The sequence below is a fragment of the Methylophaga thalassica MP genome, from assembly GCF_000214595.1.
GTDB classification, from domain to species: Bacteria; Pseudomonadota; Gammaproteobacteria; order Nitrosococcales; family Methylophagaceae; genus Methylophaga; species Methylophaga thalassica.
Window position 1 is genome coordinate 2,165,018 of the sequence record NZ_AFIG01000001.1, and the last position, 15,945, is coordinate 2,180,962.

Sequence of the window (15,945 nt, forward strand, 5' to 3'; positions counted from 1 at the left end):
CTTGTCGCTCAGATATCTAAAACTATTAGGTCTGAGCGAGAGCGAAAGTCGCTCGTTAAAATCCATGCTTCGTATAGCTTCTCCACTACTCACCAGTCAGTGGAGCATTACAGATAGTAACGAAGCTGATTTAGTGATTTATAGCTTTGATTCAATCGCAGGCCGTAAAGCCTGGCAAAAACGCTCGGCGAGTCTGACAGGCTTATTAACCCATCATGCAGATTCTCATGAGCCTGTCGACATCATCTTCCAAAAGCCACTGCATAAAACGCAGTTTGCTGAAACGCTTAATCTGGCTGAGCAAAAATTATCAAGCCATCAGTCTGTTAAGAAATCAAACAGCCAGCTAATTCCTCAAACCAAAGCAAGTTGGTTAAATACATTTCATCATCTTGTCGGCTTTTCAAAAAAGCCTGCGGATAATCTGCCGGCCTTAAATCTGCAGGCGGTTTCCCATGATGAAAATGCCGTTTCCACTATTAAAGATCCGGCCTTGTTACTGGTTTGGTTAAACCAGCTACCTAACGATACATATCAGCGTGTTCCCTCATTACTCGCTAATCTTAAAGCGCTTACTCAGCAAAAAATCAAGCCGGGTCTGTTACTGCCATTACTGGAAATGTATCGCTCTCAGGTAAACGAGTTGTTGTTCACCCGTGATATTGCCGCAGTAAAACGGGATCTGTACATGAACACTGAAAGTTTACGTACGATAAGTTTAATCAATGAGCTTATTGGCTTACTGTCAGTCGCTTACCAGCAAATTGTCCGTTTCTTTTATCAGCGTGGGAAAACGCCACTTTCACAGCCGCTCATGTTGCTGGCAATTAATCGAACAGCAGAAATGCTCGGCTTACAACTCTTACACAGCTTCCAGTATTACCGGGTTGCTCCCGCTGGTATCTGGCAATTACTGCATGAACTTTTTCTGTATCAGGAGAAAGCACAAACGCTGCATCAGGAAGTCACTGTTAAACCTTATTATCAGAGTCGCAGTTTTTTTGAGATTTATGGGCAGATAGTTTTGACTGCACTCACCGATCCCTACAGCCAAATGCGGTTTGACGTATTACGCTTATTCAGGCTGATGTCGCAGTTTACTGACAAAATCGTCATTGTCAGGCTTTCAGAACAACAAAGTAAAGTGAACAGTCGCTTCTTACTTCTCGGACATTTTTGTATCAATGCTCAGCAGGATCACTGTCCACAACCGATGCATAACATACCAAAAGAAATCAGATCAGCAGAAACAAGCCGCTTATTTGATGCTCAAGCGGTGTTAAAGTCTATCGAAACCACATTACGAGAAGCTAAAAGCCATCGTACTCATACAGTTATGTCGGCCGAATTAAGGCTGGTCAGACACATTCTTCCGCAACTTAATACAAGCTATGAAAGACGGTTTGAGCGCATAAAACAAGAAACAGACGAACACATCCAAATCACACTAGGCTTAGAATCTGTCCACCAGAGCTTACAAGGTAATCTGGTCAACGCATTAGACTGGCAACTGGTGAACCTGAGTAATGGCGGCATGATGGCTAAACGTGCGCATACAGATTGTTATCATCTGAATATTGGTGACTTTGTTGGCTTGTTTGATACCAATCAGAAGGTCACACTTGCTGTCATCAAATGGTTACAAATTGACATCCATAATGATGTGCAAATCGGGCTGGAACGCATTATCGGTAAACCAGAGCCAGTGATGTGTCAGCCTGCTGATGAACAAGAAGAACATCCTGCTTTACTGTTACAGACTGATAACGTGACACAAGCGAATACAAAGATAATATTGACAGAAAAAGGGATCTTTTCACCTAACCGTAAAATTCAGATAAGCGGACAGTCTACACCCTACTCAATCCTTGCTAATGGACTTATCGACAGTAGCCTGGACTATGAAATTTTCAACTACAACCTTAATCTCGGTTCATAAATGCGGCTCGATCGCATATCATGAATGCAATTTCTCAGGATAAGAGTTCAAAACGGAATACCAATATGCGTACTGTTATAAAAATTATCATTTTCCTCATCGTTCTGGTTGTAGCCGCTTTAATCGCACTGCCATTCTTTATCAATCCTAACGACTACAAAGATGAAATTTCGCATGAAGTAGAAAAAGCCACTGGCCGTAACCTGACTCTGCAAGGTGATATTGGCCTGTCAGTATTTCCCTGGATTGCCTTAGATCTCGGTCCTTTAACACTCAGCAATGCTGAAGGTTTTAAAGCCGACTCATTTGCTAAGGTTCAAGCCGCCGAAATTCGCATTAAACTTATTCCTCTGCTCAAAAAACAGTTAGAAATGGACACCATCGTTCTCGATGGGTTAGTACTGAACTTAGAGACCGATAAAAATGGCAAAACCAACTGGGATGATTTAATTAACAAAACGGAAGAACAAGATTCAACACCGGCAACAGAGTCGACAAGTCAGCCTGAAGATGCATCTGAACCTGCTTTACAAACCATCACTGTAGCGGGTGTCAAGCTGACCAATGCCAATATTCTCTGGTCCGATGCATCAAAAGGAGAAAGTTACCAGTTACGTAATCTTAACCTGACAACAGATCCTCTTGAACCGGGTGTACCAACTGCGGTTGATATGGACTTTGATCTAATCAGCACCAAACCAGAAGCCAAAGCACATGTTACGCTGAAAACCAATGCCGCTGTGGATATGGAAAAACAACAATATGCACTTCAAGGACTATCATTCTCAGCCATTGCTGAGGGTAAAGAGCTCGCTTTCAATCAAGCAGATTTATCTTTGAAGGGAGACATCAAAGCAGATATGGCTAAACAATGGCTGGAAGTGAGTGATTTAGTTCTTTCTGCCAAAGCGTCGAATAACCAGCAAACGATTGATGCAAAATTAACAGGACAACTTACCTCCAACCTGGCCACACAACAGTCCAATATTGATAACCTGGACCTTACTGCCACTATCGAAGATCCCAGTTTGCCGAATGAAAAAGCCGAACTTCACCTGACTAGCGGCATCAAAGCGGATCTCAAACAGCAAACCCTCACCGTTTCCGCTCTTGCGCTAAAACTGCAGGATTTACTCCTTGAAGGCGATATTCAGGCGAAAGATATTCTGAAAGAAAAACCGACTTTTGCAGGCAGCATTCATATCCAGCCTTTCAGTTTAAGAAAGCTGGCATCAGATATGAAAATTGAACTGCCAGAAATGAGTGATGAATCGACTCTGGAGAAAGTCGAACTTCGTTCAGAACTCAGTGGTTCAACCAATCAAATCAATTTAAATCAACTGGCTTTAACACTGGACCAAAGCAATCTGACTGGCCAATTTTCTGTCAGCAATTTTGCCAAGCCAGCATTCAACTTCAAATTGAAACTGGATCAGATTGATGCTGATCGCTATATGCCTCCAGTTAAAGAAAACAAAGACACTACTGAAGCACCAGCTTCAACAGAACAAGATAACAAAGCCAAACCCGAGGAAGCATTACCTGTTGAAGCTTTACGTCAAATCAACGCTAAAGGCACCATTGATATAGGAAAAATGAAAGCCACTGGACTGACCAGTGAAAATATCCATATCACCATTGATGCCGCCGATGGTCTAGTTAAGCTCACCCCTATGAGTGCAAACTTATATCAAGGCCAATATAACGGTAATGTCATCTTGGATGCACGCCAAGATGCCCTTAAATTATCGTTGAATGAACAGATCAAAAATGTTCAGGCTGGTCCCTTACTTAAAGATATGACTGGTGATGCCAAAATCAGTGGTACCGCTAATGCTAACGCCAAGTTGACAGGTAGCGGCGCCACTGTCTCACAAATCAAACAAACGTTAACGGGCAATGGTGGCTTTGCTTTTACTGATGGTGCTTTGCAAGGTATCAATATCGCAGAAATCATTCGTAAAGCAAAAGCGGCTTTAAAAGGCGAAAAATTGCCTGAATCAGATGCGCCAGTCCAAACTGACTTTTCCAGCATGTCAGGCACATTTACAGCAAACAATGGGGTAATTAACAATCAAGATCTCGCTGTTAAGTCCCCCTTGCTGCGCATTGACGGTGCCGGTAAGGCAAATTTAGCTAATGAAGCACTTGATTACGGCTTAAAAGTTGGGATTGTCGGTACCAGCAAAGGTCAAGGTGGAAAAGAGCTTGAAGACCTGAAAGGTGTCACTATCCCTATCAAAATTACGGGCACATTTTCAGAACCGAAACCCACCGTTGATCTTGCTAATCTTGTGAAAGATAAAGCCAAAGAAGAGCTGAAATCAAAAGCAGAAGAAAAACTCAAAGAAAAACTGGGTGATGATTTGGGCGGTCTTCTTAGTGGTAAGTTGGGTGGTTCAGAAACCAAATCTGAAGCCAGCTCAACAGATGCTGAGAAAGCGACTGACGCTGAGTCGCAAGAAGAAAAATCCTCTGATAAAAAATTAGAAGATGCCGTCAAAGATAAATTAAAGAACTTCTTCTAAGCAATAAGCATTATTTTTACATGCCCGTCTTGATAACATGTCAGGCGGGCTTTTACGTTGAAAAACATGACAACATCGTTCAACTTCGCTGACGCATTACTCGACTGGTTTGATCATCACGGTCGTAAAAATCTGCCGTGGCAACAAAATCCAACGCCCTATCATGTCTGGCTATCGGAGATCATGCTGCAACAAACGCAGGTTGCTACTGTCATCGATTACTACAACCGGTTTATTCATCGGTTTCCTGACGTTCAATCATTAGCAAAAGCAAAACAAGATGATGTGTTAGCGTATTGGTCTGGTTTAGGCTATTACGCCCGTGCTCGCAATTTGCACAAAACCGCACAAATAGTCAGCGAAGAATATACTGGACGTTTCCCAAAAACATTAGAGGAGCTCATCAATTTACCCGGTATTGGACGCTCTACAGCCGGCGCTATACTGACACTGGGCTATCATCAGAAATATCCCATCTTAGACGGTAATGTGAAACGCGTCCTGACACGTTTTTTTGCTATTAGTGGCTGGCCTGGAAATAAAAAAGTCGAAGATAATTTATGGCAAAAAGCAGAGTCGTTACTCCCCGACAAACGTATTGCTAATTATATTCAGGCACAAATGGATTTAGGGGCAACCCTTTGCACACGCAGTAAACCAGACTGCCCAGATTGCCCGCTGCAGAGCCATTGTTTAGCCTATAACACGGCTAGCCCAACCGATTATCCTGAGAAAAAACCCAAAAAAACTATTCCGACCAGAACATGTTACTGGCTTGTCTGTCAGAATGGTGATGAGCTATTTCTGGAACAAAGACCCTCAGCGGGTATCTGGGGGGGCTTGTGGAGCTTTCCAGAAAGACAGGAAAAAGAGGAGCTGATTGCTTATTGTGAACGGACTTTCCATTTTTCTGTCGATAATATCGAACAGTTACCCGAGCTGACTCACGTTTTCAGTCACTTCAAATTAACGATCCGACCGTTATTGATAACGTCACGACCAAAGGGTGTGACCGACAAGAGTGTCGGCAACTGGTATAAAATAGACGACATTATGCAACTGGGTCTTCCGGCACCAGTGCGTTCTTTTTTACACACTTTACAATAGAGGCAAATATGGCACGCACAATACACTGTGTAAAACTCAACAAAGAAGCCGAAGGTTTAGACTTCCCGCCTTACCCAGGTGATATGGGAAAAACCCTTTATGAATCTGTTTCAAAAGAAGCATGGCAAATGTGGTTAAGTCAGCAAACCATGCTGATTAACGAATATAGACTGTCACTTGCCGATCCCAAGTCACAGGCATTTCTGAAAACTGAAATGGAAAAATTCTTCTTTGGCGAAGGCTCTGCTCCTCCAGCGGATTTTGTTCCAAAAGGTTAAAACCCAGATAAAATAGCGCAGTTTCATCAAAAAATAAGGGATAGTTAAATTTAACTATCCTTTTTTTTGTAATATGGAAATGTTTAATTTTTACGATAAATATATAAAAAACAAAATAATAAAAGAGGAAACACTCATCATCGTTAAATTAAACTGGGATGTATAACAAAAAAAATATTGCTTTTTATTCTAAAGAGAGTGTCCTTTTTCTATTTTATGTGGTTACAATGCGGATAAGCTTCTCAGAAGTGTAGATCGGGCAACAAGGAGTTGTGCCGATGTAGTTATTAAATTGAGGTTGATATGGCAGAGCAAGTTACAGGTAAAGTTAAATGGTTCAATGATGCAAAAGGATTCGGTTTTATTGAGCAGGTTGATGGTCCAGATGTATTTGTCCATCACTCGGCGATTAAGTCAGAAGGCTTTAGAACATTGAAAGAAGGTCAATCAGTTACCATGGAGGTAACTCAGGGTCAAAAAGGTCCACAAGCAGAAAATGTGATTCCTGGTTAATTTTAACCATACTACGCAACATCAGAGGCCGTTCAGATATAACTGTTCGGCCTTTTTCTTTTCTGTACTACTATCTATGCGTTAAAAACAGACGAACAAACTGATAGCAGCACACATCTCACTTCCCAGAGGATATTGTTATGAAGATAAAAGCAACTGCCATTACCCTTGGTATAGCGTTAACTCTTGGCACTGCAAATGTCATGGCAGATTGGGGCGGTTTACTGAAAGACATTCAAGAAAATAGTAAAACCTTATTAAACTCATCGCTTTCCGAAGCCACTTCTGACAAAACCTCAACAAACCTGGATATTGCCACCATCGTTTCCGGCTTAAAAGAAGCGTTGGTGGTTGGCAGCCAACGGGCTGTTTCCAGTGTTAGTCAAACGGATGGGTATTTAAAAAATGCCGCCATTCGTATCCCCCTCCCGCCTCAAATAGAGAAAGCTGGCTCATTAATGCGCCAGTATGGAATGGGCAGTCTGGCGGATGAATTTGAAACAAGTATTAACAGAGCCGCTGAGAAAGCAGCACCACAAGCAACAGATATTCTCGTCAATGCCATCAAAACCATGAGTATTGATGATGCGAAAAACATATTGAATGGCGCTGATAATGCCGCAACAGAATACTTCAGGAAACACACCAGCGATCAACTAAGAACCTTATTTAAACCGACCATTGATGAAAGTCTGGATAAAGTAGGATCTACCCAGTATTACAATCAACTAACAGACAAAATCGCTGATATCCCTGTGGTGGGAAAAAATATCAACATCAATCTACCCGATTATGTAACAGAGCAGGCGCTTGATGGGCTATTCACCATGTTAGCCTCAGAAGAGAAAAAAATTCGGGAAAACCCAGCTGCTCGTACAACAGAGTTGCTCAAAACAGTATTTCAATAATGAATCTTTCTCAATAGCTACTATTGAACGATTGAATGTAATAACATAACGCTTACATAGAAAATAAAGGAAAAATTCATGGCTCAATCGCACAAGCTGAACCTCGCCAGTCAAGGCACTTCATTAAAAGCTTTGTTTAGTGGATACCTGATGGTGGTCGCTGTTGGCTATCTGATGGCGCTGGTTCAGATTCAACTCACACATGGCTTGGCTGATGGTAAATATGGTCTTTCTGTTGATGATATTGTCTACAGTTACTACGGCAACAGAAATAATTCTTTATTAGAAAATAAATTAAGTGGCTCAATGAAGCCAATGGCAAGTGATGAAGATCGTGCTGCCATTGTTACCTGGGTCCATCAGGGAGCAACTGAAGCTGCCTATGAAGGTACAGGTATTAAACAAATCTTTGAAGCAAACTGTATTCCTTGCCATAACGCCGATTCAGGTATGCCAATCCCTGATTACACTGACTTCAAAAACATTAAAGAGCGTGCTGTTGTAGACACCGGGGCTTCATTTCAGTCTCTAGCCCGCGTTTCACATATCCACTTATTTGGTATCGCTTTTATCTTTATGTTTGTCGGTTTGATATTCAGTTTGGCTTCAGGTGTGCCAAAACCATTAAAAGTCACGGCCATTGTTACGCCTTATGTTTTCCTCATCGTCGATATTAGCTCATGGTGGCTGACAAAACTTAACCCCAACTTTGCTTGGATGGTCATCATAGCTGGTGGTGCCATGGCTATGTCATTTGCCTTTATGTGGTGTGTATCGATGTATGAAATGTGGATTATGCCACGCCGTCACAATGATGACCGTGATGCCTTGTTAGATGAATAATTAAACCATCTATCTCGAATAAAAAAGCCATTTACCCACTTAGGGAAATGGCTTTTTTGTTTTAGCCCTATCACAATAAACTCTCGTCAATCGGGAAACTCTTCCATTTCGTCATATAACGTATGGATTTATTTTCTGAAATATCGTAAAAAAATACATAAATCTCACTTTATATAGGCGACACTGATTGTGGATACTTTATGGTTACTTTGTTCTGCTTGCCTCGTATTTACCATGCAAGCAGGTTTTCTTTGTTTAGAAAGTGGCCTTGTCCGCAGTAAAAATAGCATTAACGTTGCAGCAAAAAACATCACTGACTTTACGATTTCCAGCGCTATTTTCTGGCTAATTGGTTTTGGCATTATGTTTGGTGACAGTGTTTCCGGTTTTTTCGGTATTAGTCATTTTATGTTTGGCGAGAAGCCAACAGCCAGCGTAACCACTTTTTTTATTTTCCAAATGATGTTCTGTGGCACTGCAGCCACGCTTGTATCAGGTGCGGTTGCTGAACGCACCAGCTATATCGGTTATGTCATTATTACCATCACTATTACACTGCTTATCTACCCTGTTATTGGACATTGGGCATGGGCAGGCATTCATGATGGTACACCAACCGGCTGGCTGGAACAGTTAGGTTTTGTTGACTTTGCTGGCTCCACGGTTGTCCACTCGGTAGGTGGTTGGGTTGCCTTTGCTGCCATTTTGATTATTGGGCCACGTATCGGCCGTTATGATGTAGATGATCGTCGTATTCCTGGCAGTAACCTGCCCATGGCCGTTTTAGGTGCAATGCTTATCTGGTTTGGCTGGTTTGGATTCAATGGCGGCAGTACGCTTGCCTGGTCTGATAATGTGCCCAGTATCTTGCTTAACACCCTTGTTGCAGCAGTCTGGGGCGGCATTTCAACAACGCTTTTGAAATACTTCTCTGATGGTTATGTTGATGTATTAATGATCATCAATGGCGTATTAGGCGGCTTAGTGTCTATTACAGCAAACTGCCATGCGGTGAGCAGTGACCAGGCCTTTTTAATCGGCATTATCGGTGGGGTTATTGTTTTCTACGGTGACAAACTGCTTGAATGGAAAAAGATTGATGATGCGATCAGTGTTATTCCGGTTCACCTGTTCGCTGGCATATGGGGCACCATCGCTCTGGCGTTATTAGGTGATCCAACAAAAATTGGGACGGGGCTTAGCCGACTGGCTCAATTAGAAGTTCAATTATTAGGGATTGCAACTATCGGTATTTACAGTTTTGTCATTGCCTATGTGGTATTCAAACTTATTAACCGGTTTTATCCACTTCGTGTTGATGCCAATGCCGAACTAATCGGCCTTAACGTGGCTGAACACCGTGTCAGTACCGAGGTCTTTGATTTGCTGGCTGCCATGCATCATCAGCAACAAAAGTCTGATTTTTCATCTACTGTTCCCGTTGAACCGTTCACAGAAGTGGGTCAAATTGCCCAACAGTACAATCGCGTTATTGATAAGGTTAATCAGGAAATAAAACAACGCGATCAGGCTTTCTCTGCTTATAAGGAAAGTGAGTTCCGCAAAGGCGCTATTTTACAAGCGGCAATGGATTGTATCGTCACCATCAATGAACGCGGTGAAATCATCGAATTTAATCCTGCTGCCGAACAGTGTTTTGGTATGTCAAAACGCTCCGTACTTGGACAAAACTTTTTTGTTTTATTTATCACCGAACAATCGCGTTCAGCAGCAATGAGTAACCTGTCACATGGCTTTGTCAGTGGTGATGGTCTGGTACTCAAGCGCCATAATATTGCTGAACTTACACGCAGTGATGGTGAGGAATTCCCTGCTGAAGTGGTGATCACTCAAACCACTGATACAACACAGCCTCGTGTCGAATATACCTTACATATTCGTGATATTACTCAGCAAATAAAACTGCAAAATCGTCTAAAACAACTGGCATATAACGATCCTCTCACTGGCCTCTACAACCGTACCTATTTCATGAGTCATTTAAAACAGCTCATTCAATATCATCAGCAAACGCCTGGTTCCGTCGTTTTAATGTTCTTGGATTTAGACCAATTTAAAAAGATAAATGACAATCTGGGACATAAGGCTGGTGATGAACTGCTATGTGAGGTTGCTAATCGTCTTGGCAAAGTCACACGTGAACTGGATATGGTCGGACGCTGGGGTGGTGATGAGTTTGTCATCGTATTATCTGGCGATATCACGCTCGAGAACGCTGAAAGCAAGGCAATGGATATCCTCGGCGTGATGCGTGCGCCGGTGACGCTTGCTCAACAAAACCTGGTTGTGCCGACCAGTATCGGCATTGCTATATCAGAAAATGGACAGATACAAGCTGAGCAGTTGTTACAACACGCAGATATTGCAATGTATAAAGCAAAACAGGCAGGTCGAAACACCTATCGTGTTTTCCTGGAAGAAATGAGTGAGAAATCCTTACAACATTTTCAACTGGAACACGCACTGCCTGATGCCATCAAAGGTGATCAATTATTTCTTGAATATCAGCCTAAGGTCTCCTGTGAAACCAGTGAAGTCGTTGGTTTTGAAGCGTTATTACGCTGGCAGCATCCAGAGCACGGCTTAATCATGCCTGACGACTTTATTCCCGTTATCGATGAATCCAATATGATCATCGACGTCGGTGAATGGGTGATTGAAAATGTCATCAAACAGTTATCAGCCTGGCGTGATGCCGGTGCAACATTATTACCCATCGCCATTAATATTTCTGGTCATCATCTGCACTCCAACACATTAACGGCCTATGTTGAAAAATTGATGACGCAGTATGGCATCAGTGGCGAATTGCTGGAGTTTGAAATTACTGAAGGTGTGCTAACCGGCAATACAGAAGAGAGCATCGCTGCATTAACAGCCTTGAAAAAAACCCGTATCCGCTTATCCATAGATGACTTTGGTACCGGCTATTCATCATTAAGCTACTTGAAGAAATTCCCAGTGGATGTGCTGAAAATCGATCAGGCCTTTATCAGAGAGTGCAGTGTTAATATTGAAGATGCCGCTATTTGTAAAGCAATTATTACATTAGCCAAAAGTCTTGGCCTGGAAGTCATCGCAGAAGATGTTGAAAATCAGGAACAACTACAGTTCCTTAAACAACACCACTGCGATGTGTATCAGGGGTATTATTTCAGCCGACCGATAGCAGCTAAACATGCTATGACTTTATTAGAACAAAATCTGTCTGTCAGCTGATTCGGGACTAGCTGTTGGCCTTTTCTTCCAACAGCTCCCAACGCTCAAAGGCTTCTGCCATTTTGGCTTCTAATTCAGACAGCGCTTGCTGTACCTGACTGACTTTTTTGGGGTCCTGCTGATAAAAATCCGGTTCAGACATCTTTGCGGTTAAGGTTTCCTGTTCCATTTCCAGCTTTTCAATAATGGCTGGCAAGGCTTCCAGGTCTAACTTCTCCTGATAGGTCAACGTGGATTTTTTTGCAGGCTTATTAGCCGGCTTTTCTGCAGTTGTTTTAGCTGCCGGCTTGGGATTGCTCTTTTGAGTATCCGCACGCTGCCTTAACCAGTCATCATAACCACCGACATACTCACGGAGCTGACCATCCGTATCAAACACAATACTGCTGGTCACGACATTATTGATAAATGAACGGTCATGGCTCACTAACAGTAAGGTACCAGAGTAATTCAGTAATAAATCTTCCAGTAGTTCCAATGTTTCAGCGTCCAAGTCATTGGTCGGTTCGTCCATCACCAATAAGTTAGCTGGTTGTGTAAACAGTTTCGCCAACAAGAGCCGGTTTCTTTCACCACCGGATAATGCTTTCACCGGTGTGCGTGCTCTGTCAGGCGTAAACAGAAAATCCTGCAGATAACCAATGATATGTTTACGACTACCATTAATTTCGACGTGATCACTGCCCTGCCCGACATTCTCAACCACCGATTCTTCTTCATTAAGCTGACTGCGTAATTGATCAAAAAAGGCAATGTCCAGATTAGTACCTAATTTCACTGAGCCATGCTCAGGTTCGATCCGTTTCAATAAAATGGATAACAGTGTACTTTTACCGCAGCCATTCGGACCGATAATGCCAATACGATCACCACGCTGAATAACAATAGAAAAATCTTCAAACAGCATTTTACCGTCGTAACTCTGGCTAATATGCTCGGCTTCTAATACCAGCTTGCCGCTTCTGTCAGATTCTTGTAACTGAATGTTGGCTGTTCCCTGACGTTCACGTCGTTGACTACGCTCTTTACGTAAGGCTTCCAATGCTCTGACACGACCCTCATTACGTGTACGACGCGCTTTGATACCCTGACGTATCCACACTTCTTCCTGAGCCAGTTTTTTATCAAATTGGGCATTTTGCTCCGCCTCAGCCGCCAGCAATTCTTCGCGTTTTTTCAGGTAGTTTTCATAATCACCGGGGAAGCTGACCAGATTGCCACGATCCAATTGCACAATGCGTGTAGCCAGAGCCTGTAAAAATGTTCGATCATGGGTGATAAACAGCACGGTGCCGCCATAGCTTTTCAAAAAGCCCTCAAGCCAGGTGATCGATTCAATATCCAGATGGTTAGTCGGCTCATCAAGTAAGAGAATGTCTGGCTGTTTGACCAATGCCTGTGCCAGTAAAACACGACGTTTCTTCCCGCCGGATAAGCTATCAAACTCGGTATCTGCATCCAGCGATAATTTGGAAATGACAGTTTCGACACGCTGCTCTAAAGACCAGCCATCAGCCGCTTCAATTTTATGCTGCGCTTTTTCCAGTTTATCTAACAGAGCCTGTGAGCTGTCTGTTTGTAGTTGATGAATAATATCGTGATATTCCACCAGCAGAGGCGCTAACTGACCTAAACCCGCTGCCACCACATCAAATACTTTGCCATGCGTACCACTCGGGACTTCCTGCTCCAGTCGTGAAATGACCAAATCCTGAATACCGACCATTTCACCAGAGTCAGCAGTGACTTCGCCGGCAATTAATTTCATCAGTGTCGATTTGCCAGCACCATTGCGTCCGACTAAACAGACACGTTCACCACGATCTAATTGAAAATCGACTTTATTTAATAAATTCGGGCCGCCGAAACTGACGGTAATTTGTTTTAATGACAGTAATGCCACGGTTATTCCTCAGCAGCTTGAGCTGCTTCTAATTGTTCGCTGGCATCAAACCACTGCATTTCGGTCTGTTCCAGCTGTGTTTTAAGATCCGCCTGCTGTTGTAATAAGTGTTTTAACTTATCTTTATTGGCATCGGTATAAAGTGCTGTATCGGCAAGCTGCATTTCCAATGAGGACAGAGCTTCATTAAGCTTATCCATCTGCTGTTCCGCTTTTTTCACGCTATTTCGTAATGGCTGTAGCTTTTGCCGCTGTTGGGCGGCATTTTGTCTGTCCTGCTTTTTATTGTTCACAGCAGACGATGATTCTGTGGTTTTTTCAGGTTTATCTTTATTCAACAACCACTGACGATAATCATCCAAATCACCATCAAACACTGTCGCTTGTCCATTAGACACCAGCCATAAATCATCAGTCACCGTACGTAGCAAATGTCTGTCATGCGAGACAACAACCAGCGCACCTTCAAAATCCTGCAAAGCGACCGTTAAGGCTAAACGCATTTCCAGATCAAGGTGATTGGTCGGTTCATCCAGTAACAACACAGCAGGTTTCTGATAGACCAGAATAGCGAGTACCAACCTGGCTTTTTCACCACCCGAAAAAGGGGCTACAGGTTCTAATGCTTTGTCACCATGAAAACCAAAACCACCGAGAAAGTTTCGGCATTCCTGTTCTGAAGCCAGCTTATTCAATCGTTGAATATGTTTTAACGGACTGTCATCTGGTCGAAGTTGTTCCAGTTGATGCTGGGCAAAATAGCCAATGCGAATATCTTTGCCTTCTTTACGTTTACCACTCAGGGGCTCCAATACACCGGCAATCAGTTTAATCAGTGTCGACTTACCCGCCCCATTCGGCCCCAACAGACCGATTCGGTCTCCAGGTGCCAGACGCATTTTAATATTACTGATCAGTGGCTTGTTTTCATCATAACCTACTGAGGCTTTATCTAAATCTAATAAAGGTGTAGCGAGGCGACTTGGTGGAAAAAATTCAAAATGAAACGGTGAATCCACATGAGCTGGGGCGATTAACTCCATACGTTCCAGGGCTTTAATACGACTTTGAGCTTGTCGGGCTTTGGTTGCCTTTGCTTTAAAACGTGTCACAAAACTGCGCATATGGGCAATTTCGCGTTGTTGCTTTTGGTGAGCCGCTTGTTGATTGGCCAGATGCTCGGCACGAGCCAGCTCGAAATCAGAATAGCTACCCGTATAAAGTTTCACTCGCTGTTGTTCGATATGTGCGATGTGGGTGACCACGCGATCGAGAAAATCGCGATCATGCGAAATCACAATTAATGTGCCGGGATAAGCACGTAACCATTCTTCCAGCCAATATACCGCTTCCAAATCAAGGTGATTGGTGGGCTCATCCAATAATAAAAGATCAGAGCGACACATTAATGCCTGCGCCAGATTGAGCCGCATCCGCCAGCCACCGGAGAACGCATTCACTGGCCAGCTTTCCTGCTCAGCGGTAAACCCCAGACCATGCAACAATTTTCCTGCCCGACTATTAGCCGTGTAGGCATCAATTGCCGCCAACTTATCATGTAATACACCCACTAAGTGACCATCATGATTCGCTTCTGCGTCAGCCAGCTGTTGGTTCAACTCAGTTAATTCGGCATCGCCTTCCAGCACGTAGTCCAGTGCAGACGTGTTTACAGCCGGTGTTTCCTGAGCCACATGCGCAATGGTCCAGACATCAGGAATCGATACTTCACCGGTATCCGCATGAAGTTGTTGCCGTAACATCGCAAATAAACTGGATTTACCGGTACCGTTTGCACCGGTCAAACCCACACGTTGTCCGGGATGAACAATAAGATTGGCCGATTCAAACAGTAATTGAGTGCCACGACGGAGAGAGACTTGATTGAACTTTATCATGGCGCGAATTGTATCAAGGCCGGGGCCGGTCTAGCAGAATTTCTTATGACACCGTGTCTGGTAATTGCCAGTTAATCGGTGATTTCCCGTGCTGGACAAGATAATCATTCGCCTGACTAAAATGACGACACCCGAGAAAGCCACGATGCGCTGATAAAGGCGAAGGATGCGGAGCTTTTAGAACCAAATGTCTCTGCAGGTCAATCACGCTGCCTTTTTTCTGTGCATAACTGCCCCACAACATAAACACGACATGCTCACACCGCTCATTAATAGTTTCGATCACTTTATCCGTAAACTGTTCCCAGCCTTTTCCCTGATGTGCGTTAGCATTTGAATCTTCTACAGTTAATACGGCGTTGAGTAACAATACGCCCTGCTTCGCCCATGATTCCAGATAACCGTGTTTAACAGGGGTCACACCCAGATCGGATTCCAGCTCTTTATAAATATTGACCAGCGATGGCGGCACTTTGACGCCAGGTTTGACGGAAAAGCATAAACCATGCGCTTGTCCAGGCTGATGATACGGGTCCTGGCCCAGGATAACGACTTTAACCTCATCAAGCGGCGTCGTTTCCAGAGCATGAAACCAATCCGCAGAATGAGGGTAAATTTTCTTCTGCTGGTCTTTCTCCTGACGCAGAAAAGCTTTCAAGTCTTGCATATAAGGTGCATTAAACTCTGCAGCCAGGACGGCCTGCCAACTTGGCGCGTGTTCCAGAACCATGTTTATTCCCTACTAGAAAATCAGAACTATGATACCGAATCCGTTTATTGAATAGCCA

At 43.3% G+C, this 15,945-nt stretch carries 11 protein-coding genes; 8 read left to right on the top strand and 3 right to left on the bottom strand.

Translation table 11 applies throughout. The features are described 5' to 3' along the window. The first annotated feature begins 1 nt into the window (after position 1). The 8 genes from MAMP_RS10235 to amt all read left to right on the top strand — a co-directional run bounded on the left by MAMP_RS10235 (position 2) and on the right by amt (position 11,356). Positions 2 to 1,939: a hypothetical protein gene (locus tag MAMP_RS10235; RefSeq protein WP_237701206.1), complete on the top strand. Its 1,938-nt coding sequence runs from the start codon at positions 2 to 4 to the stop codon at positions 1,937 to 1,939. Between the two features lie 65 nt (positions 1,940 to 2,004). Next, a complete protein-coding gene (locus MAMP_RS10240; protein ID WP_007145965.1) occupies positions 2,005 to 4,467 on the top strand; it encodes an AsmA family protein in 2,463 nt (820 codons plus the stop codon). Positions 4,468 to 4,533: 66 nt separating this feature from the next. After that, complete coding sequence (mutY, locus tag MAMP_RS10245; protein ID WP_040576277.1) at positions 4,534 to 5,574, top strand: A/G-specific adenine glycosylase; 1,041 nt, start codon at positions 4,534 to 4,536, stop codon at positions 5,572 to 5,574. 8 nt (positions 5,575 to 5,582) lie between these two features. Beyond that, complete coding sequence (locus tag MAMP_RS10250) at positions 5,583 to 5,852, top strand: oxidative damage protection protein (protein WP_007145967.1); 270 nt, start codon at positions 5,583 to 5,585, stop codon at positions 5,850 to 5,852. 303 nt (positions 5,853 to 6,155) lie between these two features. Continuing rightward, positions 6,156 to 6,365 carry a cold-shock protein gene (locus MAMP_RS10255; RefSeq protein WP_007145968.1) on the top strand — a complete coding sequence of 70 codons (210 nt, stop codon included), beginning with the start codon at positions 6,156 to 6,158 and terminating at the stop codon, positions 6,363 to 6,365. A 140-nt stretch (positions 6,366 to 6,505) separates the two neighbouring features. Further along, a complete protein-coding gene (locus MAMP_RS10260) occupies positions 6,506 to 7,273 on the top strand; it encodes a DUF4197 domain-containing protein (protein WP_007145969.1) in 768 nt (255 codons plus the stop codon). A 78-nt stretch (positions 7,274 to 7,351) separates the two neighbouring features. Then, positions 7,352 to 8,116, top strand: a complete 765-nt coding sequence (locus tag MAMP_RS10265) for a hypothetical protein (RefSeq protein WP_007145970.1) — start codon at positions 7,352 to 7,354, stop codon at positions 8,114 to 8,116. Positions 8,117 to 8,305: 189 nt separating this feature from the next. Then, complete coding sequence (gene amt / locus MAMP_RS10270; RefSeq protein WP_007145971.1) at positions 8,306 to 11,356, top strand: ammonium transporter; 3,051 nt, start codon at positions 8,306 to 8,308, stop codon at positions 11,354 to 11,356. A 7-nt stretch (positions 11,357 to 11,363) separates the two neighbouring features. Here amt and uup read toward each other — a convergent pair whose 3' ends face one another. Genes uup through ung form a run of 3 tightly spaced genes read right to left on the bottom strand, consistent with a single transcriptional unit; the run spans position 11,364 to position 15,887 of the window. Continuing rightward, the gene (uup, locus tag MAMP_RS10275) at positions 11,364 to 13,259 is read right to left on the bottom strand and encodes an ATP-binding cassette ATPase Uup (RefSeq protein ID WP_007145972.1); all 1,896 of its coding nucleotides are present in this window, start codon (positions 13,257 to 13,259) and stop codon (positions 11,364 to 11,366) included. Positions 13,260 to 13,261: 2 nt separating this feature from the next. Beyond that, the gene (locus MAMP_RS10280) at positions 13,262 to 15,157 is read right to left on the bottom strand and encodes an ATP-binding cassette domain-containing protein (RefSeq protein ID WP_007145973.1); all 1,896 of its coding nucleotides are present in this window, start codon (positions 15,155 to 15,157) and stop codon (positions 13,262 to 13,264) included. 43 nt (positions 15,158 to 15,200) lie between these two features. Continuing rightward, positions 15,201 to 15,887 carry a uracil-DNA glycosylase gene (gene ung / locus MAMP_RS10285; RefSeq protein ID WP_007145974.1) on the bottom strand — a complete coding sequence of 229 codons (687 nt, stop codon included), beginning with the start codon at positions 15,885 to 15,887 and terminating at the stop codon, positions 15,201 to 15,203. Between the last annotated feature and the right edge of the window lie 58 nt (positions 15,888 to 15,945).

What these genes read in the sequence shown, in the direction of transcription:
- MAMP_RS10255 (WP_007145968.1), top strand. Translation starts at nt 6,156, where the DNA reads ATGGCAGAGCAAGTTACAGGTAAAGTTAAATGGTTCAATGATGCAAAA.
- mutY (WP_040576277.1), top strand. Translation starts at nt 4,534, where the DNA reads ATGACAACATCGTTCAACTTCGCTGACGCATTACTCGACTGGTTTGAT.
- MAMP_RS10250 (WP_007145967.1), top strand. Translation starts at nt 5,583, where the DNA reads ATGGCACGCACAATACACTGTGTAAAACTCAACAAAGAAGCCGAAGGT.
- MAMP_RS10240 (WP_007145965.1), top strand. Translation starts at nt 2,005, where the DNA reads ATGCGTACTGTTATAAAAATTATCATTTTCCTCATCGTTCTGGTTGTA.
- MAMP_RS10265 (WP_007145970.1), top strand. Translation starts at nt 7,352, where the DNA reads ATGGCTCAATCGCACAAGCTGAACCTCGCCAGTCAAGGCACTTCATTA.
- MAMP_RS10260 (WP_007145969.1), top strand. Translation starts at nt 6,506, where the DNA reads ATGAAGATAAAAGCAACTGCCATTACCCTTGGTATAGCGTTAACTCTT.
- ung (WP_007145974.1), bottom strand. Translation starts at nt 15,887, where the DNA reads ATGGTTCTGGAACACGCGCCAAGTTGGCAGGCCGTCCTGGCTGCAGAG.
- MAMP_RS10280 (WP_007145973.1), bottom strand. Translation starts at nt 15,157, where the DNA reads ATGATAAAGTTCAATCAAGTCTCTCTCCGTCGTGGCACTCAATTACTG.